Genomic DNA, 24234 nt, shown 5'->3' on the forward strand with positions numbered 1-24234 from the left:
TTAACTATTATTTACTTTTTCCCTTTTATGTATAAATGAATGTAGAAATAGAAATCGTTCTCATATTTATTTTCATACATACTGTTATTTCAATAAAATCCATACTATAATTAAAGAAGGAGTATGGTATTAGAAAGGAGACATCCATTGTCAACGCTGTTTAGTATTCGAACACTTTTTATACTAATTATTATTGCTGTTATAGCAATAATCGCATTCTTTATTTTGCCTGTATCGATACCCATCATCATTGCTTTGATTACTGCAATGTTTCTTGAACCTCTTGTAAGGCTTTTGCAAGCGAGAGCGAAATTACAAAGAAACCTTTCTGTTTTCATCGTTTTTCTGTTGTTCTTGACTAGTATCGGGATAGTAGGCTATTTTCTAACAACGAAAGTAATCACAGAAGGTATTAACTTGGTCGAGAATGCCCCTTCTTACATAAATGAAGTTAACAGGGTATGGCGTGATTTTCAATCAGATATGAATAATGCTTCTGAAGATCTTCCGCCTGAATTTGTTACCGAAATAAGCATGCAAGTAGACAAATTTCTTTATGAATTGAGAATATACTTGACAGATTTGTTTAATATTCAAAATATCAAGAGTATTTTCACGAATATCCCAAATTATCTGGTCAGTTTCATTGTGTACCTGATTGCTCTTTTCTTGTTTTTACTTGATATGCCTCGCTTAAAAGCAGGTCTTTATTCACATCTTAAAGAAGAAACAGCTGCCAAAGTAAAGTTTATGAGTTCAAGATTATCTTATGTTGTTTTTGGTTTCTTTAAAGCACAATTCCTTGTCAGCGTCATTATTTTCTTTGCAAGCTTAATTGGACTGTTATTTATCTCACCCGAGCTAGCATTACTTATGGCTTTCATCATCTGGGTCATTGACTTTATTCCCATTATAGGTTCCATTGTCATCTTGGGACCATGGGCAATATTTCACTTCATTACAGGTGATATTGGACTTGGAACACAATTGTCCATTTTGGCAGTCGTTCTTTTAGTCATTAGAAGGACTGTAGAACCGAAAGTTATGGGAAGTCATATTGGACTTTCTCCACTGGCAACATTGATTGCTATGTATCTTGGATTAAAACTTCTTGGCATTCTTGGATTTATCGTCGGCCCATTATTATTGATTGCGTTTAATTCTGCACGTGAAGCAGGAATCATTAAGATGAACTTTAAAATATAACATGCAAAAAAGGTGGTTGGACAATCGTCCAGCCACCTTTTTTATAGACCTAAAATAGCTTTGAAAACGGAAGTAGTTTCGCCGCCTTGGTAAATAACATATAAAAGTAAGTATACAGCTACACCTGTTATTGCCGTAGAAAACCAGATGATACTTGTTATTGGTCCAAGCTTTCTATGCTTTTCCAATTTGTTTTTGTAGCCTGTCCATAGAGTGATAATTCCCATGACAGCCCCTACTGTAGCAAGGGTGATGTGAAAAAGTAAAAAGATTGTATAATACACTTTAATATCATCAGGTCCTCCGAAGCTGGTATTGCCAACAAAAATAGTTCTTGATGCATAGATGACAAAGAAAATTATTGCGAAGATTGCTGAAAAGAACATCGCCTTTTTATGTGCTTCAATATTGCGTTTACTAATTAAGTACCAGCCTATTGCGACGAATATTGCGCTAAGTACGATAAAGAATGTACTGATTGTAGGCAAAATTGGAATTGAGTGATCCATGTTGTTCTCCTCTCGTACGTCTATTCATTCTTTTATTTTAGAAAACATTTCTGATTGATTCAATATGATTATTAAACGTTCATGATATTGTAAACAATGCTGCATAGAAAAACAGCAACAGAAAGTGTTGCTGTTTTTCTTTACTCCACCACTTTAGGTTGCATGGCTTGATTTAGGTCGATTTCGTCCTTTTCTCGTTCACGCTTGGCCCAGCCGAAGAATACATAGGCTAAAATGCTGCCGTACATAATTTCTTGAATGATTTTCATAATGACACCACCAAGCTGTTGATCTTCAACCAATGGAAGGGCATTGAACATCTCTGGCCCACCAAGATCAAGACCGCTTAAGGTTCCGGCTGGTACACATAAAGCAAGTGCTGCCATCCATGCAGTCAATTCAGAATACGTAGAGTATAAGGGCTGATCTGCGAAAATAATTAATGCACAAGCAGGTGTCAATAACATTCCGTCTGCCATGATGTAACCAATTTTTTTAATACCTGAAAGACGTTGTTCCTCAGGAAGTGGATTAACAAGAGGCCACCACATGATAAAAGCACCTAAGAACATAACAGAGGTATATGCCGTATGGTAAACCATATCCACCTTTATCGTATCAAAAACGACTGGTATATGGTAAAGAGAGAACAATACGTTAAAAACGAATAATGCAATAAGTGGTTTTGAAAAGAACCGGAACACAGGTTTTACGACAGGGAGATTAATGATTTTTCTTAGAACCCATGCAGGCATACCCATAAGTAGAATAGGCGGAATTACCAAGTATAATATCGCCATTTGCGTCATATGAGCACTTAGCATTAAATGAGATAACAGATCAACTGGTGAACCTTTAACAAGGTAAAACAGTATCATACTGATGAGGAATAGAGCTCGTTGTTTATTTGATATCTCCTCAGAGTCCTTGAAACGGTGTCTCCCTTTGCCGGTAATATAGAAATAAAATGCTATGGTAAGGATAGTGAAAATTAATAATAATGGACTCCATAAAGCTTGGAATCCGAACATATCCAAGTTGCCGATCATTATGCTGTCACCTCAATTTTATAGAGACCTTCATGCTTCTCTCTTTGCATAACCATATTATACTATACAAGAGCAAGCTCATTCAATGTGATACAAAAAGGATAGTCCTCATTAACAGAAAGTGTCATGAATTAGACAATGTTACTCTTTTATATGGGCTTTAAGTTGTCGGTTGATCGGTGCTGTTCCTTTCCGCAAATGACTTCGCTTTCCGCGGGACGGTGCTTGAGCCTCCTCGCTGCGCTGTGGGGTCTCAAGCTACCGTTACTCCCCCGCTGGAGTCTCCGCCATTTGCTCCAATCCACAGCTAGGAATTACGTAAAGCTATGTTTATGCCTTTTCTAAAAACTCAATTAGAAGATTTTTTAGACCTAAGTGAACGAAGTAACCTTGTTGATTGGAGTGGAAGGCGCGTAGACGCCCGCGGGAGGAAGGGACAGGGGAGACCCCGGAGGCGAAGCCGAGGAGGCTCCCGGACCGCCCGCAGGCAAGCGAAGCGCCTGGAACGGAAATCAATAGTATTACACATTCTTATCAAACAAAAAAGACAGCCTCTAAGGCTGCCTTTTTGTTTGGTTTTACCACCAAATGATAGTAGTAAATGCCAAAATTGTGATTAAGCCAACTGCCAATCCAGAATATAAGAATAATGCTGGAGTTTCATGCCCTTTATGGTTCATATGCATGAAATAGTATAGTTGGAAGATACACTGTACAATTGCAAGCAAGATGATGAACGGTACGATAAAGTACTTGGACATCTCTGCTCCAACTGCAAGGAATGCAAGTAGAGTAAGGAAGATCATTAACACGAAGGATACAACCTGGTATTTCATTTCTTCCTTATTCTTTTTGCGACGATAAGCTAAGTCTACTTTTGGGTTACCTGTATTTGATTGAGTATTTGCCATCAGTCATCACACCAATCCCATTAAATATACAACAGTAAAGATGAATAACCATACAACGTCGATAAAGTGCCAGTATAGTGATGCTACATAGAATTTAGGAGCGTTGTATAGATCCAAACCACGTCTCATGTTACGGATCAAAAGAGTTCCGATCCACAGTAAACCGAAGAATACGTGGGCACCGTGAGTACCAACTAATACGTAGAATGCAGAACCAAATGCACTGCTAGTAATAGTATGGCCTAAATGGATATAATGATTGAACTCATAGATCTCTAGAATTAAGAATGATAATCCTAGAAACCATGTGATACCCATCCACAATTGCATCTTTTTGAAGTTAAAGTTTTTCATGTGGTACATTGCATACACACTTGTTAAAGAACTTGTTAAAAGAATCATTGTCGCTGCAAAAACTAATGCTAAATCGAATAATTCTTTTTGGTTCGGACCAGAAACAATGGAATCAGGTCCACTTAAAGCTAAATATGTTGCAAACAATGAAGCAAAAAGTACAGTCTCTCCACCTAGGAAAAGCCAGAAGCCTAAAAACTTGTTTTTGCCTTCAAGGGTCGCCTTTTCAGGCGAAGCTGGGAAAGTTTCTGCTGTGAATTTTTCTTCTGTATGCATTATAACTTCGCCCCCTTGTCATCATCTTCAGCAAGAAGATCTTCTTTATGAATATGATATCCATGATCATCGATAATAGAACGGAAGAACATGGCACCAAATGTAACTAATAATCCAATAATCATTAACGGAAGACCCCAAGTGAAATCAGTTCTATACATTACACCGAATGCTGCAATAAACAATCCGATAGAAATTATAAATGGCAAGATGGAACCGTTTGGCATGTGAATGTCTCCAATTGGTTCAGCTGGAGTCATGCCTTTTTTACCTTCCATTTTCTCTACCCATAACGGATCTAGACCACGAACAAGTGGAATTTGGGTAAAGTTGTGCTCTGGAGGTGGTGAAGGAATGGACCATTCTAACGTACGTCCATAGCCCCAAGCATCGCCAGCAACTGTCTGCTTGCTTAATGCAGTTTTTACGATGTTGATGAACAAAACAACTGTTGCAAGTGCCATGAATATAGCACCTACGGAACTAACTAAGTTACCAAAGTTCCAACCATTTCCGTCCGCGAAAGTGAATACACGACGTGGCATTCCCATAAGACCAAGGAAATGCTGAATGAAGAACGTTAAATGGAAACCAATGAAGAATAACCAGAAAGTAATCTTTCCAAGAGTTTCATCTAAAATCTTACCGAAAATTTTTGGCCACCAGTAGTGAAGTCCAGCGAAAAGACCAAACACTACCCCACCTACGATTACGTAGTGGAAATGGGCTACAACGAAATAAGAATCGTGGTATTGATAGTCAGCAGCAGCTGATGCTAGCATTACCCCTGTTACCCCACCTAGTACGAAAGTAGGAATAAATGCTACGGACCATAGCATTGCAGTATTGATTTGTAACTGTCCGCCCCACATCGTGAACATCCAGTTAAAGATTTTAATACCAGTTGGTACGGCAATTGCCATCGTTGCAACTGCAAAGATAGCATTCGCAATCGGTCCAAGACCTGTTGTAAACATGTGGTGAGCCCATACCATGAATCCTAAGAAACCGATTAATACTGTTGCAAATACCATGGAAGAATAACCGAAAAGACGTTTTTTAGAGAAAGTAGAGAATACATCAGAGAAAATACCGAATGCTGGTAGGATCAAGATGTAAACTTCAGGATGTCCGAAAATCCAGAATAAATGTTCCCAGATTACCGTGTTACCACCAAGGTTTGGATCAAAGAAAGCTGTTCCAAAAAGGCGGTCGAACATCATCAGCGCCAACCCAACAGTTAATGGAGGGAAAGCAAAAAGAATTAATGCAGATGCTACAAACGTAGACCATGTAAACAATGGCATACGCATATATGTCATACCAGGTGCACGCATGTTAATGATTGTAACAAGGAAGTTAATACCACCAATTAACGTACCAATACCCGAAATTTGAAGCCCTAACGCATAAAAGTCAATTCCATGACCTTCAGAGGCTAGAGACAACGAAGCGTAAGACGTCCAACCAGCATCAGGTGCTCCGCCTAAGAACCAACTCATGTTCAGGAATACTCCCCCGAAGAAGAATAACCAAAAACCTAATGCGTTGATAAAAGGAAATGCAACGTCACGTGCTCCAATTTGTAAAGGAACAGCTGCGTTCATGAACGCAAACAATAATGGCATCGCTGCCAGGAATATCATAGTTGTTCCATGCATAGTAAGTATTTCATTATAAAGGCCTGCAGCTAAAAAATCATTATTTGGTAAAGCCAACTGGATACGAATAAACATCGCTTCCAAGCCACCGACGATAAAGAAGAATCCGCCGGCAATAAGGTAAAGGATGGCGATTTTTTTATGGTCTACTGTTGTAAGGTAGTCCCATACCGTTGCGCCAAAGCCTTTTTTCTGTGCTAACGTACTCACAATGTAACCTCCCTTTCTGTGAAATCTATTCTTCGTCTACTTTTAATGACATTAAGTATTCAACAAGAGCGTCAATTTCTTCTTGTTCCAAGTTACCGTAAGTACCTGTCATCAAGTTAGCTGGTTTAATTTCTTCAGGATTTTTCAACCATTTCGCAAGGTTGTCTGCATTATGGTCGAGTATACCTGCAATCTTAGTGCGGTCCCCAAAGTTTGTTAAGTTTGGTGCAACCCCAGCATCACTTTGTGCATCTGCTCCAACAGCGTGACAGGTGATACAGCTTTGGTTGAAGATTTCTTCACCTGCTTGTGCAAGATCAGTTTGAGCAGCATGCTCTTTTCCTTGCATTTTTTCTACCCACTGATCAAAGTCCTCACGAGACATCGTTTTCACTTTGAAATCCATCAATGCATGTGAAGGTCCACATAGCTCGGCACATTTACCGTGGAATAGGTTTTCAGCTTGCCCAACTCGTTTTGAATCAAAGTTTAACCAAAAACGGTTTGTGTTGTCCGTGTTGGTATCCATCTTTCCTCCGGCAGAAGGAATCCAGAAGGAGTGCTTTACTTGACTTGCTTCCAAGTTGAAGTAAACATTCTCATCTGTTGGAACATAAAGGTCTTGACTTGTTACAATACCATACTCTGGGTATTCAAACTCCCACCAGTACAAGTGTGCAGTAACATTTACTACAAGTGCATCAGTCTCTTCCTTATCCATTTCGCTGACATCAGCAAGGTTGAAAGTGTAAGATACAGTTGGAACTGCTAAGATTAATAGTAATAAAATCGGAATAACAGTCCAGGTGATTTCAAGCTTGTGGCTTCCTTCCACTTGCTTTGGAATAATTTCTTTATCGCCTTTACGTTGACGGAACTTAACTACAACGTAAACGAAGATAATAGAAACCACAACTACTACAAGAATCATAATTGCTGAGCTTAACAAAATCAGTGATTTTTGCATATCTGCCACTTCACCTACTGGCTGAAGTGTAGATAAGAATGGTTTACCACAGCCTGCTAAGAATAGCGCCATTACACTGAAAAGTGATACTATACGCCAATTAGGTAGCCATTTCTTCATAGCCTAATCAAACCCCTCTTTCATATTTAGTGAGTGAAGTAGAATGTATTGATAAATTCCTTCAAAGCTTTGAGAAAGAATCTAATCACAAATTATAGAGCCGACAGGTTTTTCCACATCAGCTATACACGATTTACCTCAAAAGGACAAAATTTGCACCCATTGTTTACTATACCACAGGTTATGTAATTTCACCCTTAAATTTTGAGGTGTTTCGCGTGAAAACAGACAGCTATTCTTAATTAGGAATAGCTGTCTTGCTCTCTTCTAGTTGTACAAATATTTCCTGATCTTAAAAGATGGTAACAATGATCATGGAAACAAATAAGATAGTAAGATAATTTAAGGAGTAGACAAACATTAATGTTGCCCATCTCATTCCGTCCTTCATCCTGAAACCAGCAATACTCAAAGCAAGCCAGCCTATATTCAGAAGTGTAGCCAATACGATTAATCCAATTCCAAGGTCGAATAACCAGAAAGGTAACGGCAACAAACAGGTTACCCATACAAGCATTTGTCTTCTTGTTATATCAAAGCCATGAACAACAGGTAGCATTGGAATGCCTGCATTTCGATATTCCTCACATCTTCGGATGGCGATGGCAAGGAAATGTGGTATTTGCCATACAAACATAATGAAAAATAATATCCAGGCAATCATCGATAGACCCGGGTCCACAGCAGCCCACCCAATTAGCGGCGGAACCGCACCTGATACACTTCCAATAACTGTGTTAAGTGTATTTTTCCTTTTTGACCACATCGTATATAAAACCACATAGGTGAAAGCCCCGATAAGTCCGATTACAGCTGCTGTAATCGTTGTAAAGCCTAGGATAATGGTTCCTACTACAGTAAGAAACAACCCAAGATATAGAGCACCTTTAGGATTCATTCTTCCGGTTACGGTTGGACGGTTCTTGGTTCTAGACATTAGATGATCAATGTCTCTGTCAATATAGTTATTTAAACTACAGGAACCCGCAACAACCAGTGAAGACCCTATCATTGTCAGAAGTACGATATCCAAATTAGCAATAAAACCATTAGTCTGGGTAAAATATATAGCTAACCAGAGGCCGGTAAACGTAGTAATGAAATTGGAATTTACTATTCCAATTTTAATTAGCGCTAAGAAGTCTTTCCACTTTGAAGGAGCAACTTCCATATCTTGAGGACGTTCATCTGATAATGAAACAGGCGCTTGGTCCAAAGTCCTCAAATTTGCCATTTATATTCCTCCTTTGAACCTTTTATGCAATCATTTGCTAAACAAATGAACATGTGAATGCGTTTTCACTTCCGCAGGATCATGCGGTTTTCATGCACAAATTGAGCAGTATATGCTCAATAACATTCTCTCTGTATATTAAATCATATTTGCTAAATACTTTGTGAATTATATTTGAAGAAAATATGACTAATTTGTGTCACCTAAAGAGAATCCGACCCGTGCTTTATAAAACGGTATATAATAGGATTTGTTGATGCTTTTCACAAAAGTGATGTAGCTCATTACAAACTTCCCTTATATATTACTAGCAAACTCCACACTATTATTCAACCTTTTTCACGATAATAATTTCCTCATTGTTAAATGAACGAGGATATTGTCAATTATCGTAAGATTGTGTAGTATTGGGAGGACGTTTATTATTTTACCATTTCTGTTTCTTTTTTTATATAAGGGAGATACAAATTCTTTCTGAGAAGGTGAATCAAGTGAATAAATTGTTAAAATGGTTCGCCGTTTGCACGTCTATTGTCATGCTTTTTGTTCTGATCGGGGGAGCTCTTGTTACGAAAACAGGATCTGGTATGGGGTGCGGAAGATCATGGCCTCTCTGTCACGGCGAGCTTATACCAAGTAATATTGACTTCGCCCTCATTGTAGAGCTTAGTCATCGAGTTGTTTCAGGGTTAGCTGCTCTTATGGTTTTAACTCTGGCAATTTGGGCTTGGAGGGCTATTGGCCATAAACGGGAGACAAAATTTTTAGCACTTTTATCCTTTCTGGTATTAATCTTACAAGCTCTAATTGGAGCAGCTGCTGTAATGTGGGGACAATCATCTGCAGTATTGGCACTTCACTTTGGAATTTCCCTCATTTCATTTGCGTCCGTCTTTCTTCTTACACTTCTAATTTTTGAAGTAGATAAGAAATTTGATGCTGAAACGTTGTTAGTGGATCGAAAGATGTCGTTTCATATTATCGGTATTATTGTTTACTGCTATTTAGTTGTGTATAGCGGTGCATTAGTTCGACATGTTGGCGCAAGCTTAGCATGCCCAAGTTGGCCTAGCTGTACACGAAATGGACTAGGGCTACCCTCCCAGATGCATGAATGGATTCAAATGGGACACCGTGCTGCTGCCGGACTTATAGTTGTTTGGATTGTATATGTTACAATTCTTGCCATTAAGAAATACAAACACCAGCCTGTCATAAAAATAGGATGGATCATATGCTCCATTCTTGTACTTTCTCAGGCTACCACTGGAGCCTTGATTGTTGTTACCAAGTTAAATATCTTGGTGGCATTATTACACGCTTTAATTATCTCTTGTTTATTCGGAGTATTAAGCTATTTCTTAATGCTAGTAACACGTAATAAAACCAATAAGGTTAAACTGAACAATCAATCAACTAAATCTATGTAAAAAAACGAGTGGGCTTTTTATAGTCCACTCGTTTTTAATAAGTAATTATTTTAATTCTTGAAACATTTGAATTGCTTTTTTTCTTTGAATGGCATGGTCTACCACTGGGGTTGGATAATCTTTGCCAATCTCACAACCTGCTTTCTCTTGTTCATGCTCATTCATTTTCCATGGCTCATGAATGAATTTTTCTGAAACTCCTGCAAGCTCTGGAAGGTATTCTTTTATATACTCTCCTTTAGGATCAAACCGGTTTGATTGTGTCATTGGATTAAACACACGAAAATATGGTACTGCATCCGTTCCTACTGACGATGCCCATTGCCAGCCCCCGATATTGGACGCTTCATCATAATCGTGCAACATCTCCTCAAAATACTTTTCTCCAAATCTCCAATCTATTAACAGATCTTTGGTTAGAAAAGAAGCTGTAATCATTCTAATACGGTTATGCATCCAGCCTTCTTCTTTCAATTGTCTCATACCTGCATCAACAATTGGAAATCCAGTTTTTCCATCTTTCCATTTCTCTAAAAGATTTGAATTGTCATTCCATTTTAGTTGCTGATATTTGTCATCTATTTCTTTTGATTTACTATCAGGATAGTGATGATAGATCATATTGTAAAAGTCTCTCCATGCCAATTCCTTAATAAATGTATCCATTCCTGTACTATAAGATGTTTGTTGTTTTTCTTGAATGTTATACAAAACGGTCCTAGCAGAGATTGTTCCTGTTCTAAGATGGACGGATAACCTTGATGTCGCTTCTGCTGAGGGTACGTCCCTGAAGCGGTCATATTGATCTATTTTCTTTTGTAAAAATACCTTTAGCAATTCTTTTGCTGATTCTTCATGTGGAGCAGAGTGGTGATTTGAAAGCACTGATAGATTGGATAAATTTTTTTGTCCTTTAGAATAAAGTGAGTTATTTTTGACACTATTTAGCTTTAGGTCTTCTTCTGTTAACACGTATGGATCTCTTTTTGGCTGAGCAATCCACTTCTTGTAATATGGGGTAAAGACTTTGTAAATAGAATCATCCGTTTTTTTCACTTCCATAGCACCGTGGATGGTGTAGTCGATATAGGAAGAAACCTTAATTCCCCTTTGTAAAAAGAACTTGTCTACCTCTTCATCCCGTTTTTGACCAGCACCCACTTCATCTTGATTGTAGTGTAATGATGACATCTCAGGGAAGTGTTCTAAAACTTGAGAGAAGGCTTGCTTCCATGTTCCCTCTATTATATGAATGAATATTCCCAGCTTTTCACATCGTTTCACAAACCGATCCAATGCCGCAAAGAAGAAGCGGTGATTGGGTGTATCATTTTTAGTAAATACCGAATCTAGATGATAGATGAACAGTAAAGGCTCTTTTCTTTGTTGCGCTTCCTTTACCGCGTGGTATAAGGCAGTGTTGTCCTGCAAGCGAAAATCTCTGCGAAACCACATTACTGATAAAGTCATAAGTTAGTCACCTCCCTCACCATTATAGGTACATAGCTAACCTAATAAAAGTTTGGATGGGTTACATTCATATATTAGTGAAAAACCGACCGGCCATTTTTAGTTACTTGGAACACTCCGCTGTTGATTTCCGCAAATGGCTTCACATTCCTGGGGGCTGACGAGAGCCTCCTTGGGCTTCGCCGGGGCCACTGAAAAAGTCTTGATTTTAGTATTTTTATAAACACCGCTGTTGATTTCCGCAAATGGCTTCGCTTTCCTAGGGGCGCTGCTGGAGCCTCCTCGGCTTTCGCCTGCGGGGTCTCCACCTAGCGCTATCTCCCTCAGGAGTCTTCGCCTTTTGCTCCAATCAACAGCTCAAGATTACTTGAACGAAACGTTATACCTTTTACTATTAACTCAGCCAAATACCTTACCTCTTCAAAAATCCTTAAGGTTAATGAGGTCACCTTGTTGATTGGAGTGGAAGGCGCGCAGACGCCCGCGGGAGGAAGGGACAGGTGAGACCCCGGATGGCGCTTGCCTGAGGAGGCTCACGGACCGCCCGCAGGCAAGCGAAGCGCCTGGAACGGAAATTAACTGGATTACATACTTTCTTATCTATTAAAAAAAGAACCCAAGAATGATGGACCATCATTCTCAGGTTCTTTTAATAAGAAAATTTAATTAAACTTTATCCACTTCAATTAATAAATCTCCTGTTGCAATACCCTCTCCAGCTGCTACATGTATCTGTTTAACAATACCGCTGAAAGGTGCTTGTACAGTTGTTTCCATTTTCATGGCTTCTGTAATCATGAGGTGATCTCCTTTGGAAACCTTCTCTCCTTTTTCCACCAATACCTTGATAACTGTCCCAGGCATCGTAGCTCCAATATGAGTAGGATTTGTTGCATCCATTTTAGGTTTCGTTACCACATCGGATTTTACATTTTCATCTTTAATGTAAACTTCACGAGGTTGTCCATTTAATTCAAAGTACACAACTCTATTGCCGTCCCTTTGTGGTTCCCCAATGGAAACAAGTTTCACCATTAATGTTTTTCCTTGCTCGATTTCCACTTGAATTTCTTCTCCAAGCCTCATGCCGAAGAAAAATGTTGGTGTATCAAGAACGGAAACATTCCCATACTGCTCATATTTCTTTTGATAATCTAAGAACACTTTTGGATAAAGTGCATAAGCAACCATCTCATGACTTGTTACTTGGCGATTCAATGTTTCAAACAACTTTTTGCGAATCTCCTCAAAGTCGACATCATCCAATAGCTCGCCTGGACGAACCGTAATAGGTGATTTTCCTTTTAAGATGACTCTTTGCAGATCTTCCGGGAATCCCCCATGCGGTTGTCCCAAATATCCTTCAAACAATTCAATAACAGAGTCAGGAAAATCAATGGTTTCTCCTTTTTCCAGTACATCTTGTTCAGACAGATTGTTTTGAACCATGAATAACGCCATATCGCCAACCACTTTAGATGAAGGTGTTACTTTCACAATATCACCAAACATATCGTTTACGCGACGGTACATTTGTTTTACTTCTTCCCATCGAGCTCCAAGCCCTACAGCTTTTGCTTGTTGTTGAAGATTACTATATTGCCCTCCAGGCATTTCGTGCATATATACCTCGGAATGCGGGCTGTTCATTCCACTTTCAAAATCACTGTAATATTTACGTACATCTTCCCAGTAATGAGAAAGCTGTTCTAACGCTTTAACGGATACATCCGGTTTTCGGTCTGTTTCTTCCAGGGCATAATAAAGGGAATTAGCACTTGGCTGTGAAGTCAGCCCTGCCATGGAACTAATGGCCACGTCGACAATATCAACGCCAGCTTCAATTGCTTTTGCATACATATAGATTCCGTTTCCACTAGTATCATGTGTATGAAGGTGGATTGGAATGTCCACTGTTTCTTTCAAAGTGGATATTAAACGATACGCTGATTGCGGCTTTAATAGGCCCGCCATATCCTTGATCGCAAGAATATGAGCTCCGCTTCTTTCCAATTCTTTTGCCATATCACTATAATATTGCAGATCATACTTCGTTCTGCTTGGATCATTGATATCTCCTGTGTAACAGATAGCAGCCTCTGCCAATTTTCCAGAATCTCGAACGGCATCAATTGCCAAGGTCATCCCCTTAACCCAGTTCAAGCTATCAAAGATCCGGAAGACATCAATTCCTGCATATGCAGATTTCTCGACGAATTCCTTAATCAAATTATCTGGATAGTTTTTATACCCTACCGCATTGGAAGCTCTAAGTAACATTTGGAAAAGAATATTCGGCGCCTTATCGCGCAGAGTCAATAGACGGTCCCAAGGATTTTCACTTAAGAATCTATATGCCACATCAAATGTTGCTCCTCCCCACATCTCCAGCGAGAAAAGATTTGGCAGCAACTTAGCTGTTGGCTCGGCAATCTGCTTTAAATCATTTGTACGGACTCTTGTTGCCAATAAAGACTGATGCGCATCTCTAAAGGTGGTATCTGTCAATAAAACTTCCTTCTGGTCTGTCACCCACTTAACCAATCCGTCTGCTCCACGCTCATCCAGAATTTGCTTTGTACCGCTTGGTACTTCACCAACATGGCTTACTTCCGGCATCCTAGGATTAGTAAAGATTGGTTTTTTCCTTTTTTCCACACCTGGGAATCCGTTGACCGTTACATTTCCAATATAGGTGAGCATTTTTGTACCACGGTCTTTACGTTTTGGGAAGACAAAAAGCTCAGGTGTTGTATCAATAAATGATGTATCATATTCCCCATTCATAAATTTCGGATGCTTTACCACATTTTCTAAAAAGGGAATATTTGTTTTAATTCCACGAATTCGGAATTCTTTCAGGTTTCGCTCCATTTTGGAAGCTGCATGTTCAAATGTTAAAGCCCATGTGGATAGCTTAACAAGTAAGGAGTCATAATACGGCGTAATGACTGCTCCTTGATAGCCATTTCCTGCATCCAAACGTACTCCAAATCCGCCACCAGAACGGTATGCCATAATCTTACCTGTATCCGGCATGAATCCATTTAATGGATCTTCGGTTGTTACACGGGACTGAATGGCAAACCCATGAACGCGAATGTCTTCCTGCTTTGGTATACCAAGTTTACTACTATGTAAGGCATGTCCTTCAGCAATCAAGATTTGGGACTGTACGATGTCGACACCCGTTACCATCTCTGTGATGGTGTGTTCAACTTGCACACGAGGGTTTACTTCTATGAAATAAAATTCCTCTCCTGCAACCAGAAACTCAACTGTACCAGCATTAATATAATCCACGTTCTCCATCAATTCTACTGCAGCGTTACAAATTCGTTGACGCAAGTCTTCAGATAGAGAAACACTCGGTGCAATCTCTACGACTTTCTGATGGCGTCGTTGAATGGAACAATCGCGCTCAAATAAATGAATGATTTCTCCATGCTGATCACCAAGGATCTGAACTTCAATATGTTTTGGGTTTTCAATTAGTTTTTCTACATACACATCATCATTTCCGAATGCCGCTTTTGCCTCTGATTTTGCACGATCAAACGCTTCACGCAATTCAGATTTGCTGCGGACGATTCGCATGCCACGACCGCCGCCACCAAGTGCAGCTTTAATCATCAATGGATAGCCATACGTTGCTGCAAAGTCCATCACTTCATCCAAGGAGTGGACAGGACCATCTGTACCCGGTATAACAGGAATATTTGCAAGTTGGGCTTGTGTTCTCGCCTTTACTTTGTCCCCGAACATATCCAAGTGCTTGGAGGTTGGCCCAATAAAAATAATTCCTTCTTCTTCGCATTTTCTAGCAAAATGAATATTTTCGGAAAGAAAACCATAACCAGGATGAATCGCATCTACGTCATTCGCTTTTGCAATTTCAATAATTCCATCGATATCAAGGTAAGCATCAATTGGTTTCTTACCTTCTCCTACAAGATATGCTTCATCTGCTTTATAGCGATGGAATGAGCCTATATCCTCATTTGAGTAAATAGCAACTGTGCGAATGTTCAGTTCTGTACAAGCTCGAAAAACACGAATTGCAATCTCGCCGCGGTTCGCAACAAGAACCTTGTTTATTTTTCTCGTCATATTGTCTCCCCCTAGTAGCTACTTCTCACGCGGAAAAGTTTAGAATATTTTTTCAATTATAAAAGTATTATACATTATTTTTCGATAACTTTCCTCTTTTTCGATACAATCCTTACTAAATATGTAGAAAAAATGAGAATAATGCTGATATTTAGTACATCTTTGATTATATAATAAAAACGCTCAATCAGCATCTATCGCATGATTGAGCGTTACTAGTATTAATTTCTTTCCCACGCTTCGTAAAGTGCAGAAAGTTCTTTTTCCAACTTAGAAAGGATATCCTTCCCCTCTTTTTCGGAAATTAAACCAAGTCTGACAGCGAAATCCATTTCTCGAGAAAGTCCGAACATTTGTGTGTCCAACACTTCTTCGTATAGTGGACATTGGGGCATGGTTAAGTTGTCCATTTGGACTTGAATCAGCTTTAAAATTTTATCTGAATCAGCTTTTAAAAGCGTAATAGCTTTATCACGATGATCGACCACGATATCTGATGCCAATATCGATCCCTCCGTTTACGTACAAATACCTATCTTATCTATAAATTTTATCGCTATTTTTAATAAATTGCAAGGAGGATACGAGCATTTACTATAACTGAATATTAAAACATGCTTAAATCATATTGATCTTGTAGTAATTCTAATAATTTTAATCCTGTATGGCTGTTCCCGACTTCATTTAACGGTGGTCCAAAAATTCCAATCCCCATCCGACCAGGTACAGATCCCATAATTCCTCCTGATACACCACTTTTTGCAGGGATACCAATTTTAATGGCAAACTCTCCCGAAGCGTTATACATACCGCAAGTCACCATAAATGTTTTACAGATCCTCGCCACTTCTTTAGGCATCACACGTTCATTCGTTAATGGGTTTATTCCATCTAATGCAAAAACAGCACCCATCCTTGCCAATTGAAGACAATTTAATCGAATGGCACAATGTTTCGTATATACTTCCATAATCTCCTCTACATTCCCATGTATGACCCCATCATTCTTCATATAAAAACAAAGGGATCTGTTCAAAAAAGATGTCGTAAATTCAGAGATGGCTACTTCTTCACAAAAATCAATAGTTGGTTCATTGGTAAGCTTCCGGACAAAATCCAATATATAATCTACTTTGGCTGCTGCATTACTGCCTTTCATCATGGAAGTGACGGCAAGAGCACCTGCATTAATCATCGGGTTCAATGGTTTAGCTTTTGAGGATGTTTCTAGTTTGATTATGGAGTTGAAGGGATCACCTGTTGGCTCCATTCCTACTCTATGGAAAACATGTTCAGGTCCATAATCCATTAATACTAGTGCAAGGGTAATAATTTTCGAGATGCTTTGTAACGTAAATCGTTTATCAATATCACCTGCAGACATGCAGTTTCCATCTGGATATACAATAGCACAAGATAAATGCTCTGGATTTTCCTTTTGTAATGCCGGTATGTAGTTTGCCACTTTCCCTTCCAATGCTGACTTCTTGGCTTCTTCCACTAATGACTGAAGATCTTCCTCACTTCTGCAGGCCAAGTAAACCTCTCCTTTTCTGTCCTTCATGATAATCTACCATTAGATTCCCCGATAACATGACAAAAAAACATTCAAGTTATATAATAATGAAAAGGATTACAAATGAGGGGGACAACATGGAAAATATCATCAGAATAGAAGGAAAAGTTAACTTTTCCATTACGCTTGATCCAGGTGTCTGGATTTTCGACGATCGCAGAATAGATTTGGATACATATTTTAAAGAAGAAAAACGAGAGAAAACAGATGAGCTAGAAGAATACACAAAAGCAGTTTCAAAACATTGGGAACGTGAAATTAGGGAAGGTGCCATCTATCCTCCAACCTTAAAGTCAGAACGTAAATTTGAAAAAGAAAAATTGTTGAACGGTACGTTTGGTATCCAATTCGGACCATTTCTGCATAATGCAGAACCACAACCAGATTCTTCAAAAGTTGTTTTTGTTGGAGAAAATAGTGAACTCGAGGTAGACATCCCTACTGCTCAGGAGATCATTCTTGCCTTTTCTAAAAATGGCAAACCTCTAAAAGAAAACGGACCTGTCCATATTTATTTAGAGGATGGTTCCAATCATGCAGAACCGCTTACAGGTGTTCATAAAATCATCGTAAAATAGTCGGAACTTCCCCAAAGTGCCGCCGTGACAACAGTTACGGCGGCACTTTTTTGGCCTGTTAAATGAAACATATAATTTTTAGGACCTCCAGCTGTGGGTTGGAGAAAAAGGCGAGGACTTCCTTGTCCTGAGGGAGATAGCGCTAGGTGAAGACCCACCCCACAGGCTAGCCGAGGAAGCTCACGTCAGCCCCAACGAAAGCGAAGCCATTTGCGGAAATCCTCAGCCGTGTTTAACAAACCCATCTATTCTATAATAGGTCTGCGGCAAGCTTTGCAAGCATGGAACGCTCCCCTTTTACAAGCTTCACATGCCCAGCCAACTTCTGATCTTTAAAACGCTCCACTACATAAGTTAACCCATTGTTATACTCATCTAAATATGGATGATCAATTTGCTCCGGATCTCCCATTAATACAATTTTACTCCGCTCCCCAACCCTCGTTAAAATGGTTTTCACCTCATGTTTCGTTAGGTTCTGTGCTTCATCAATAATAATAAATTGTTCGGGAATGCTTCTTCCCCTGATATAAGTTAAGGCCTCCACTTCAATGGACCCCATACCTGCCAGGATCGCGTCAAGTTCTCCTGGTTTTTTTGTATTAAATAAATATTCCAGGTTGTCATAAATCGGTTGCATCCACGGCCTTAACTTCTCCTCTTTTTCACCAGGTAGAAAGCCAATATCTTTCCCAACAGGTACGATGGGGCGTGCTACTAGCAGTTTTTTATAACGGTTCAAGTCCTCCGTCTGCATTAGTCCTGCAGCTAATGCCAATAGAGTTTTTCCCGTTCCTGCCTTACCCGTCAGCGTAACTAGTGGAATATCTGACCGTAAAAGCATTTCAAACGCCATTGTTTGTTGTACATTTCGAGGTCGGATCCCCCAGATGTGGTCTTGATCAAATACAAGTTTTTTTACTTTCTTACCTGTGGAATCAATGATACCAACTGCCGAAGCAGAACCTCCCAATGCATCTTTCATAATAATGAATTGGTTGGCATAAAATGGGTGATTCGCTAATTCCGCCGCACTAATTTCTCCTTTTACATAAAACGTGTTTAGGGTATCTGTTGGAACATAGATTTCAAGGAACCCTTTATAAATATGGTCCACTTCTACTACACGATCATTTAAAAAGTCTTCAGAGATCAACCCGATTGCATCGGCTTTCACACGCACCAAGGCATCCTTACTCACCAATATGACGGTCCGCCCATCCTCTTTTGTCTGTTCTTCCAACGAAAGGTTTTTCGCCACTGCAAGAATCCTATTATCGTTTGTCTTTTCTACAAATATTTCCTGCAACTGATGAAAACTCCTATGATTCAATTCAATTCGAAGCGCTCCACCATTGTGCAAAGGTATTTTTTCATGAAGTTTTCCCGTTGCTCTCAAAGAATCAATTATCTTTGATACTTGCCTGGCATTTCTTCCTATTTCATCCATATATCTCTTTTTCGAATCCACTTCTTCCAATACCACCGCAGGAATCACTACCTCATTATCCCCGAAGGAATAGATTGCGTATGGATCCTGTAACAATACATTTGTGTCCAACACATAAATTTTACCCAACCTGCCGCCTCCTACTCTCAGCCCTTCTATTGTCTTTCTGGAGTGAATCAAGGCATCCTCCCTTTCATTATATGGCCCCAATACAATTAGTGTGTTACTACTTGACCATAAAAGAGGGACGGACCGTTGTTAAAATATATGTCGGAATGAATAAAGATAGAAGAACAAATAAACAATAAAATCAAGTTAGATGAAAATGGAACCATCCTAAAGAAGGAGTGAAATAGGTGAAAAGATATCTAGTAGTGACCGCAATCGTTGCATTGTCTCTTACTGGTTGTATGAACAATCAACCCAAAAATATTTCCAGCGAAGATGAAAACTCTCGAATAATTCATGTCAAAGATTCTGCAGATGTGCAAGTAGATAGAAAAACCGGCCAGGAAGTGTCCGCCCATTTGGTGGAGCTTGCAACAAGAGTGCCAAATGTAAATGATGCTACCGCCGTTGTACTTGGTCCATATGCAGTAGTGGGCATCGACGTAAACTCCGATTTGGACCGCGAAAGAGTCAGCACTATTAAGTATTCGGTAGCAGAGAGCTTAAAGAACGACCCTTATGGGGCTACAGCTGTCATCCTTGCAGATGCAGACTCCTTTGTTCGGTTGCAGGAAATGGGACGAGACATTCAGAATGGACGACCTATTACAGGTGTAATGGAGGAGTTAGCTGAAATTGTTGGCCGAGTTATGCCGGAAATTCCGATTGATCTTAAAGAACCAGTAGCTCCTAATCCTACGGAGCAAAATAATTCCAAACTTCCAAAAGATCAGGAAAAGCAGCTTGAACAGAAACAACAAAATCAGTCCAATAACCAAAAGAACGAAGAACGATACAAGGAAGTAAAGCAGGACTAGGACTAAACATTGGTAACTGTCCCAAGTGGTGGAATCCCGCTGTGGGGCAGTTTTTTATGATTTGAAGGTACCGTGTTGCTTGGGTTATCAAGAAAAAAAACAATATATCAAGAAATTTTGGGTTTTATCAATAAATTTTGAGATATATCAATAATTCTCAAGATTTATCTATAATTTTCGAGATATATCAAGAAATCGACACCGCCCATACTTCGACAACAACGAAACCATCTCTCCTCTCAAAAAAACCAGGCTTTCACCTGGTTTCACCTTCTCATCTGCTCTTATCCATAATTTCGTAACGCTGTCATCACCTGATCATCTAATTTCTTAGCAGCCTCCACGTCATAGGTCTTTTCGAATTTCGGCTCCACGCTTATTTTGGCGCCATAAAACATAACATCCCTTACTGTTTTTACTTCCAGAGACAACAATGCCAATTTTAATGGAACACCATCCATTCTATCTATTTTAACCTTTGCATTGGTATGGATGGCATAAACAGAATCGTTGGCCATCAGGTTTACGACAAGCTCACTATTATGTACCACATTCTTTACAATACGAGAATCACTTTTAACAGCAAGTAAAATGGATCTTTCATCTGGTGCATACAACCAAGAAATTGCACTGACATTCGGTCCACCAGTTTCATGGTCAACAGTACTAATTGTTACCAATGTTTCTTTTTGCAGTGCTCCTACAAGCGGTTCCACAAGAACGTTTTCTACAAGGTTAGGCATTGTCTAATCCCCCCATTGTTTTTTTATAATCTTACCATATCACCAATTCCATAGAAAGAATCAGTAAGCTGACGTTTCTTACGATAAAGCTCTTCTTCGCAATTAATTCTTAATTATCACCCTTTATGCTATACTAAAAAGTAAGATTGAATAAAGAGGTGAACCATGAGAGTTAAGTGTGTAATATGTGATAAAATTGAAAGCATCAATGACGAAACATTGGTTGCGAAAAGGCTTCGCAATCGACCAATACATACATATATGTGCGATGAATGCAGCGAAAGAATTAAAAATAGAACAAACGAGAGAAAAGCTACAGGTAATTTCAAGCTTTATGAGCAAAAACAAAATCAGGATGAGTGGTAGACCATGATACGAAGAGGAGCTTTTACAGGTATAATAAGCGGAATACTGATGGGGGTCTTTATTAAAGCACTTGAAGTTCTATCCGGAAAAAAGGTATATGTACTCTTGTTAAACGTAGATTTCATTCCAGGTTTCAAAGATTCAAATCTTTCGGAACTGACCGAATTCTCCCTTCATCTCATTGTTGCTGTTCTTATCGGTATTATGTTTGCTTTTATTATTGAACACTTTCATTTTGTTGATAAAAGAAGGCAGTATCTTGTCTCTATCGCCATTACCTTTCCTACGATCCTGCTGTATTTTCCATTAACGATATTGGCTATAAAAGAAACCCCTTCAACAAATGATGCTGTTGCAATACTTCTATGGTCCATCGGACATTTGGCCTTTGCAGTATTTCTTCCTATTTTTTATAAGACAACAAACCAAAAAGGATAGATCCCTCACAAGTGCCAATCACTCGGGAAGGAGCTATCCTTTTTTATTCATAATTATGGTACTTATCAGGTTCATTTTCTATTTGTTCAAGCATTACGTCAATCAGTTCGATTGGAAATCTTACTTTATGCCGTTCTTCATCTTGATCATATTCTACGTAATACATAGGCTCCTCTTTTGAAACTACGATGTTTGTGAGCTTATGATCATCAAGGAGAATCCCTTCAAATAATGCCTTGGTATCTTGTGCGGATTTATCCTCCGGCCTTGCATCAGCCACCACTTTGATGGTCAACCAATTATAGAGCGTGTCTTGTAGAGACCTCATTTAACCCGCCTCCTAAGATTCCGAACTTTCCGTTTGCTTGGAACGATGAAGTCGTATTTTATAGATGATCAATATTAAAGCTGCCACTACCAACCCTTCTCCAACAGGAAGAAAGATTCCTAGAAACGTAAGCACTGTACTTCCTAAAGCCAGAAATAAATAAATAACCACTGACTTTAATATTGGCAGTTTCAAGGCGAATCCAAGCTTATAAACTAAAATAGACAACCCTAAAATGGTAAAATACAACAGCCACATGCCTAAATCCGCGTTTTCATCAACACGGTATAGACTAGCAAAAAAGGATAATCTTTGTGTTACATCCATTGCCTTTTCCCCATTTCTAACATTATTAAATAGATATTATTTAGAAAAAGGGATGACAAAGGTCCTCTTTCAGCTCCCCTGCATCCCTGCTTCTAATTTTTATGCTTCAGCGTACTTTTTCTTTTTCGCTGCTCTTTCACGTTCGTTTTTATCAAGAAGTTTTTTACGTAAACGGATGGATTGTGGAGTAATCTCACAGTACTCATCATCGTTCAAGTATTCTAAAGACTCCTCTAATGTCATAAGACGAGGTTTTTTCATACTAACTGTTTGATCTTTTGTTGCAGAACGAACGTTAGTCGCTTGCTTCATCTTACATACGTTCACGACAAGGTCATTTTCACGGTTATGCTCTCCCACGATCATTCCTTCGTAAACCTCAGTTCCAGGTTCAACAAAGATCACTCCGCGGTCTTCAATACCCATGATACCATAAGTAGATGCTTTACCACTTTCCATAGAAACAAGAACACCTTGACGACGTCCACCTACTTGACCTGCTGCCATAGGCTGGTAGCTATCAAATGTGTGGTTGATGATTCCGTAACCACGAGTTAGGGAAAGGAATTCCGTCGTATACCCAATCAATCCACGAGAAGGCACCATGAAGATTAGACGAACTTGACCGTTACCATTGTTGATCATGTCGACCATTTCACCTTTACGTGCTCCAATGGATTCCATGATAGAACCAGTATAATCTTCCGGTACGTCGATTTGTACACGCTCAACTGGCTCTGATTTAACACCATCAATATTTTTAATGATAACTTCAGGCTTAGATACTTGAAGTTCAAAGCCTTCACGGCGCATGTTCTCAATCAGGATGGAAAGGTGAAGCTCTCCACGACCCGAAACAACCCATGCATCTGGAGAATCAGTAGGATCTACACGTAAACTTACATCTGTCTCCAACTGAGCTTCTAAACGTTCTTCAATTTTACGAGAAGTTACAAACTTTCCTTCTTTACCAGCAAACGGACTGTTGTTTACCAAGAAAGTCATTTGTAGAGTCGGCTCGTCAATACGAAGAACAGGAAGTGCATCTTGTTGATCAACAGGACAAACAGTTTCCCCTACGTTAATGTCTTCCATTCCAGAAACGGCAACAAGATCGCCAGCTTTTGCTTCTTCAATTTCCACACGTTTAAGACCGATGAAACCAAATAACTTCGTTACACGGAATTGTTTAACAGAACCGTCAAGCTTCATTAGTGCAACTTGTTGGCCAACTTTCATCGTTCCACGGAAAATACGTCCAACACCGATACGTCCCACATAGTCATTGTAGTCAAGTAGCGCTACTTGGAATTGAAGCGGCTCGTTGCTGTTATCAACTGGAGCTGGAATATGCTCAAGAATGGACTCATAGATTGCTTCCATGTTTTCATCTTGTTTTTCAGGATCCATACTTGCTGTACCGTTGATTGCGGATGCGTAAACAACTGGGAATTCTAGTTGTTCTTCGTTGGCACCTAATTCAATGAATAAATCGATTACTTCGTCGACTACTTCCGTTGGTCGAGCAAAGTCACGGTCAATTTTGTTAACAACCACGATTGGTGTTAATTTTTGCTCTAACGCTTTTTTCAAAACAAAGCGCGTCTGTGGCATACACCCTTCATAGGCATCTACTACTAAAAGTACTCCATCAACCATTTTCATAATACGTTCCACTTCTCCACCAAAGTCGGCATGTCCTGGTGTGTCCATGATGTTAATGCGCGTATCTTTATAGTTAATTGCCGTATTTTTAGCTAATATAGTAATCCCACGTTCTCTTTCTAAATCATTGGAGTCCATGGCACGTTCTGCTACCTGCTCGTTCGTTCTAAACGTACCAGCTTGATGTAGCAATTTGTCCACTAACGTTGTTTTACCATGGTCTACGTGAGCGATAATTGCGATGTTTCTAATATCATTGCGGATGTTCAC

At 39.3% G+C, this 24234-nt stretch carries 22 protein-coding genes; 6 read left to right on the forward strand and 16 right to left on the reverse strand.

Going from position 1 to position 24234, the window contains the following annotated elements:
- Positions 1 to 147: 147 nt before the first annotated feature.
- Positions 148 to 1206 (forward strand): sporulation integral membrane protein YtvI, encoded by a 1059-nt coding sequence (ytvI, locus tag AAV98_RS17645; RefSeq protein ID WP_060666851.1) that lies wholly within the window; start codon positions 148 to 150, stop codon positions 1204 to 1206.
- 41 nt (positions 1207 to 1247) lie between these two features.
- Here ytvI and AAV98_RS17650 read toward each other — a convergent pair whose 3' ends face one another.
- From AAV98_RS17650 to cyoE, 7 genes are all read right to left on the reverse strand, one after another.
- Positions 1248 to 1715: a DUF420 domain-containing protein gene (locus AAV98_RS17650; protein ID WP_060666852.1), complete on the reverse strand. Its 468-nt coding sequence runs from the start codon at positions 1713 to 1715 to the stop codon at positions 1248 to 1250.
- 140 nt (positions 1716 to 1855) lie between these two features.
- The gene (gene ctaG / locus AAV98_RS17655; RefSeq protein WP_060666853.1) at positions 1856 to 2764 is read right to left on the reverse strand and encodes a cytochrome c oxidase assembly factor CtaG; all 909 of its coding nucleotides are present in this window, start codon (positions 2762 to 2764) and stop codon (positions 1856 to 1858) included.
- A 578-nt stretch (positions 2765 to 3342) separates the two neighbouring features.
- Positions 3343 to 3675, reverse strand: coding sequence for a cytochrome c oxidase subunit IVB (ctaF, locus tag AAV98_RS17660; RefSeq protein ID WP_060666854.1), 333 nt, complete (start codon positions 3673 to 3675; stop codon positions 3343 to 3345).
- 6 nt (positions 3676 to 3681) lie between these two features.
- Complete coding sequence (locus AAV98_RS17665) at positions 3682 to 4305, reverse strand: cytochrome (ubi)quinol oxidase subunit III (protein WP_060666855.1); 624 nt, start codon at positions 4303 to 4305, stop codon at positions 3682 to 3684.
- Positions 4305 to 6176, reverse strand: coding sequence for a cytochrome c oxidase subunit I (gene ctaD, locus AAV98_RS17670; RefSeq protein WP_060666856.1), 1872 nt, complete (start codon positions 6174 to 6176; stop codon positions 4305 to 4307). The genes AAV98_RS17665 and ctaD overlap by 1 nt, the downstream gene beginning before the upstream one ends.
- A gap of 25 nt (positions 6177 to 6201) precedes the next feature.
- On the reverse strand, positions 6202 to 7263 hold the full coding sequence (gene coxB, locus AAV98_RS17675; protein WP_060666857.1) for a cytochrome c oxidase subunit II: 1062 nt from the start codon (positions 7261 to 7263) through the stop codon (positions 6202 to 6204).
- A gap of 292 nt (positions 7264 to 7555) precedes the next feature.
- The gene (cyoE, locus tag AAV98_RS17680; RefSeq protein ID WP_060666858.1) at positions 7556 to 8497 is read right to left on the reverse strand and encodes a heme o synthase; all 942 of its coding nucleotides are present in this window, start codon (positions 8495 to 8497) and stop codon (positions 7556 to 7558) included.
- 491 nt (positions 8498 to 8988) lie between these two features.
- Here cyoE and AAV98_RS17685 point away from each other — a divergent pair, with 491 nt between their 5' ends.
- Positions 8989 to 9927 carry a COX15/CtaA family protein gene (locus tag AAV98_RS17685; RefSeq protein ID WP_156317851.1) on the forward strand — a complete coding sequence of 313 codons (939 nt, stop codon included), beginning with the start codon at positions 8989 to 8991 and terminating at the stop codon, positions 9925 to 9927.
- A 45-nt stretch (positions 9928 to 9972) separates the two neighbouring features.
- Here the strand turns inward: AAV98_RS17685 and AAV98_RS17690 are convergent, their stop codons facing one another.
- From AAV98_RS17690 to glsA, 4 genes are all read right to left on the reverse strand, one after another.
- On the reverse strand, positions 9973 to 11397 hold the full coding sequence (locus AAV98_RS17690) for a cryptochrome/photolyase family protein (RefSeq protein ID WP_060666859.1): 1425 nt from the start codon (positions 11395 to 11397) through the stop codon (positions 9973 to 9975).
- Positions 11398 to 12063: 666 nt separating this feature from the next.
- Positions 12064 to 15507 (reverse strand): pyruvate carboxylase, encoded by a 3444-nt coding sequence (pyc, locus tag AAV98_RS17700; protein ID WP_060666861.1) that lies wholly within the window; start codon positions 15505 to 15507, stop codon positions 12064 to 12066.
- Between the two features lie 221 nt (positions 15508 to 15728).
- Entirely contained in the window at positions 15729 to 16010 is a 282-nt protein-coding gene (locus AAV98_RS17705; RefSeq protein ID WP_010192813.1) for a YlaN family protein, read from the reverse strand.
- 104 nt (positions 16011 to 16114) lie between these two features.
- On the reverse strand, positions 16115 to 17044 hold the full coding sequence (glsA, locus tag AAV98_RS17710; protein ID WP_060666862.1) for a glutaminase A: 930 nt from the start codon (positions 17042 to 17044) through the stop codon (positions 16115 to 16117).
- Positions 17045 to 17160: 116 nt separating this feature from the next.
- On the opposite strand from glsA, the gene AAV98_RS17715 reads away from it, so the two are divergent.
- The gene (locus AAV98_RS17715; RefSeq protein ID WP_060666863.1) at positions 17161 to 17661 is read left to right on the forward strand and encodes a hypothetical protein; all 501 of its coding nucleotides are present in this window, start codon (positions 17161 to 17163) and stop codon (positions 17659 to 17661) included.
- Positions 17662 to 17911: 250 nt separating this feature from the next.
- Here the strand turns inward: AAV98_RS17715 and AAV98_RS17720 are convergent, their stop codons facing one another.
- The gene (locus AAV98_RS17720; RefSeq protein WP_060666864.1) at positions 17912 to 19240 is read right to left on the reverse strand and encodes a PhoH family protein; all 1329 of its coding nucleotides are present in this window, start codon (positions 19238 to 19240) and stop codon (positions 17912 to 17914) included.
- Between the two features lie 227 nt (positions 19241 to 19467).
- Here AAV98_RS17720 and AAV98_RS17725 point away from each other — a divergent pair, with 227 nt between their 5' ends.
- Entirely contained in the window at positions 19468 to 20097 is a 630-nt protein-coding gene (locus tag AAV98_RS17725; protein WP_060666865.1) for a YhcN/YlaJ family sporulation lipoprotein, read from the forward strand.
- Between the two features lie 284 nt (positions 20098 to 20381).
- Here AAV98_RS17725 and AAV98_RS17730 read toward each other — a convergent pair whose 3' ends face one another.
- Entirely contained in the window at positions 20382 to 20840 is a 459-nt protein-coding gene (locus AAV98_RS17730) for a pyridoxamine 5'-phosphate oxidase family protein (RefSeq protein WP_060666866.1), read from the reverse strand.
- A 165-nt stretch (positions 20841 to 21005) separates the two neighbouring features.
- Here AAV98_RS17730 and AAV98_RS17735 point away from each other — a divergent pair, with 165 nt between their 5' ends.
- Together AAV98_RS17735 and AAV98_RS17740 are read left to right on the forward strand one after the other, a co-directional pair.
- The gene (locus AAV98_RS17735) at positions 21006 to 21206 is read left to right on the forward strand and encodes a YlaI family protein (RefSeq protein WP_060666867.1); all 201 of its coding nucleotides are present in this window, start codon (positions 21006 to 21008) and stop codon (positions 21204 to 21206) included.
- 3 nt (positions 21207 to 21209) lie between these two features.
- Positions 21210 to 21644: a hypothetical protein gene (locus AAV98_RS17740; protein ID WP_060666868.1), complete on the forward strand. Its 435-nt coding sequence runs from the start codon at positions 21210 to 21212 to the stop codon at positions 21642 to 21644.
- A gap of 43 nt (positions 21645 to 21687) precedes the next feature.
- On the opposite strand, the gene AAV98_RS17745 is transcribed toward AAV98_RS17740, so the two are convergent.
- The 3 genes from AAV98_RS17745 to typA all read right to left on the reverse strand — a co-directional run bounded on the left by AAV98_RS17745 (position 21688) and on the right by typA (position 24234).
- Positions 21688 to 21972 (reverse strand): hypothetical protein, encoded by a 285-nt coding sequence (locus AAV98_RS17745; protein ID WP_060666869.1) that lies wholly within the window; start codon positions 21970 to 21972, stop codon positions 21688 to 21690.
- Positions 21973 to 21984: 12 nt separating this feature from the next.
- Positions 21985 to 22299: a YlaH-like family protein gene (locus AAV98_RS17750; protein ID WP_060666870.1), complete on the reverse strand. Its 315-nt coding sequence runs from the start codon at positions 22297 to 22299 to the stop codon at positions 21985 to 21987.
- A 99-nt stretch (positions 22300 to 22398) separates the two neighbouring features.
- Positions 22399 to 24234, reverse strand: coding sequence for a translational GTPase TypA (gene typA, locus AAV98_RS17755; protein WP_060666871.1), 1836 nt, complete (start codon positions 24232 to 24234; stop codon positions 22399 to 22401).

Origin of the sequence: Bacillus sp. CHD6a, from assembly GCF_001293645.1 — a bacterium.
Classification (GTDB): Bacteria; Bacillota; Bacilli; order Bacillales; family Bacillaceae_I; genus Sutcliffiella_A.

What these genes read in the sequence shown, in the direction of transcription:
- AAV98_RS17690 (WP_060666859.1), bottom strand. Translation starts at nt 11,397, where the DNA reads ATGACTTTATCAGTAATGTGGTTTCGCAGAGATTTTCGCTTGCAGGAC.
- AAV98_RS17735 (WP_060666867.1), top strand. Translation starts at nt 21,006, where the DNA reads ATGAGAGTTAAGTGTGTAATATGTGATAAAATTGAAAGCATCAATGAC.
- AAV98_RS17745 (WP_060666869.1), bottom strand. Translation starts at nt 21,972, where the DNA reads ATGAGGTCTCTACAAGACACGCTCTATAATTGGTTGACCATCAAAGTG.
- pyc (WP_060666861.1), bottom strand. Translation starts at nt 15,507, where the DNA reads ATGACGAGAAAAATAAACAAGGTTCTTGTTGCGAACCGCGGCGAGATT.
- AAV98_RS17730 (WP_060666866.1), bottom strand. Translation starts at nt 20,840, where the DNA reads ATGCCTAACCTTGTAGAAAACGTTCTTGTGGAACCGCTTGTAGGAGCA.
- AAV98_RS17740 (WP_060666868.1), top strand. Translation starts at nt 21,210, where the DNA reads ATGATACGAAGAGGAGCTTTTACAGGTATAATAAGCGGAATACTGATG.
- coxB (WP_060666857.1), bottom strand. Translation starts at nt 7,263, where the DNA reads ATGAAGAAATGGCTACCTAATTGGCGTATAGTATCACTTTTCAGTGTA.
- AAV98_RS17715 (WP_060666863.1), top strand. Translation starts at nt 17,161, where the DNA reads ATGGAAAATATCATCAGAATAGAAGGAAAAGTTAACTTTTCCATTACG.
- ctaF (WP_060666854.1), bottom strand. Translation starts at nt 3,675, where the DNA reads ATGGCAAATACTCAATCAAATACAGGTAACCCAAAAGTAGACTTAGCT.
- AAV98_RS17665 (WP_060666855.1), bottom strand. Translation starts at nt 4,305, where the DNA reads ATGCATACAGAAGAAAAATTCACAGCAGAAACTTTCCCAGCTTCGCCT.
- cyoE (WP_060666858.1), bottom strand. Translation starts at nt 8,497, where the DNA reads ATGGCAAATTTGAGGACTTTGGACCAAGCGCCTGTTTCATTATCAGAT.
- ctaG (WP_060666853.1), bottom strand. Translation starts at nt 2,764, where the DNA reads ATGATCGGCAACTTGGATATGTTCGGATTCCAAGCTTTATGGAGTCCA.
- AAV98_RS17650 (WP_060666852.1), bottom strand. Translation starts at nt 1,715, where the DNA reads ATGGATCACTCAATTCCAATTTTGCCTACAATCAGTACATTCTTTATC.
- AAV98_RS17750 (WP_060666870.1), bottom strand. Translation starts at nt 22,299, where the DNA reads ATGGATGTAACACAAAGATTATCCTTTTTTGCTAGTCTATACCGTGTT.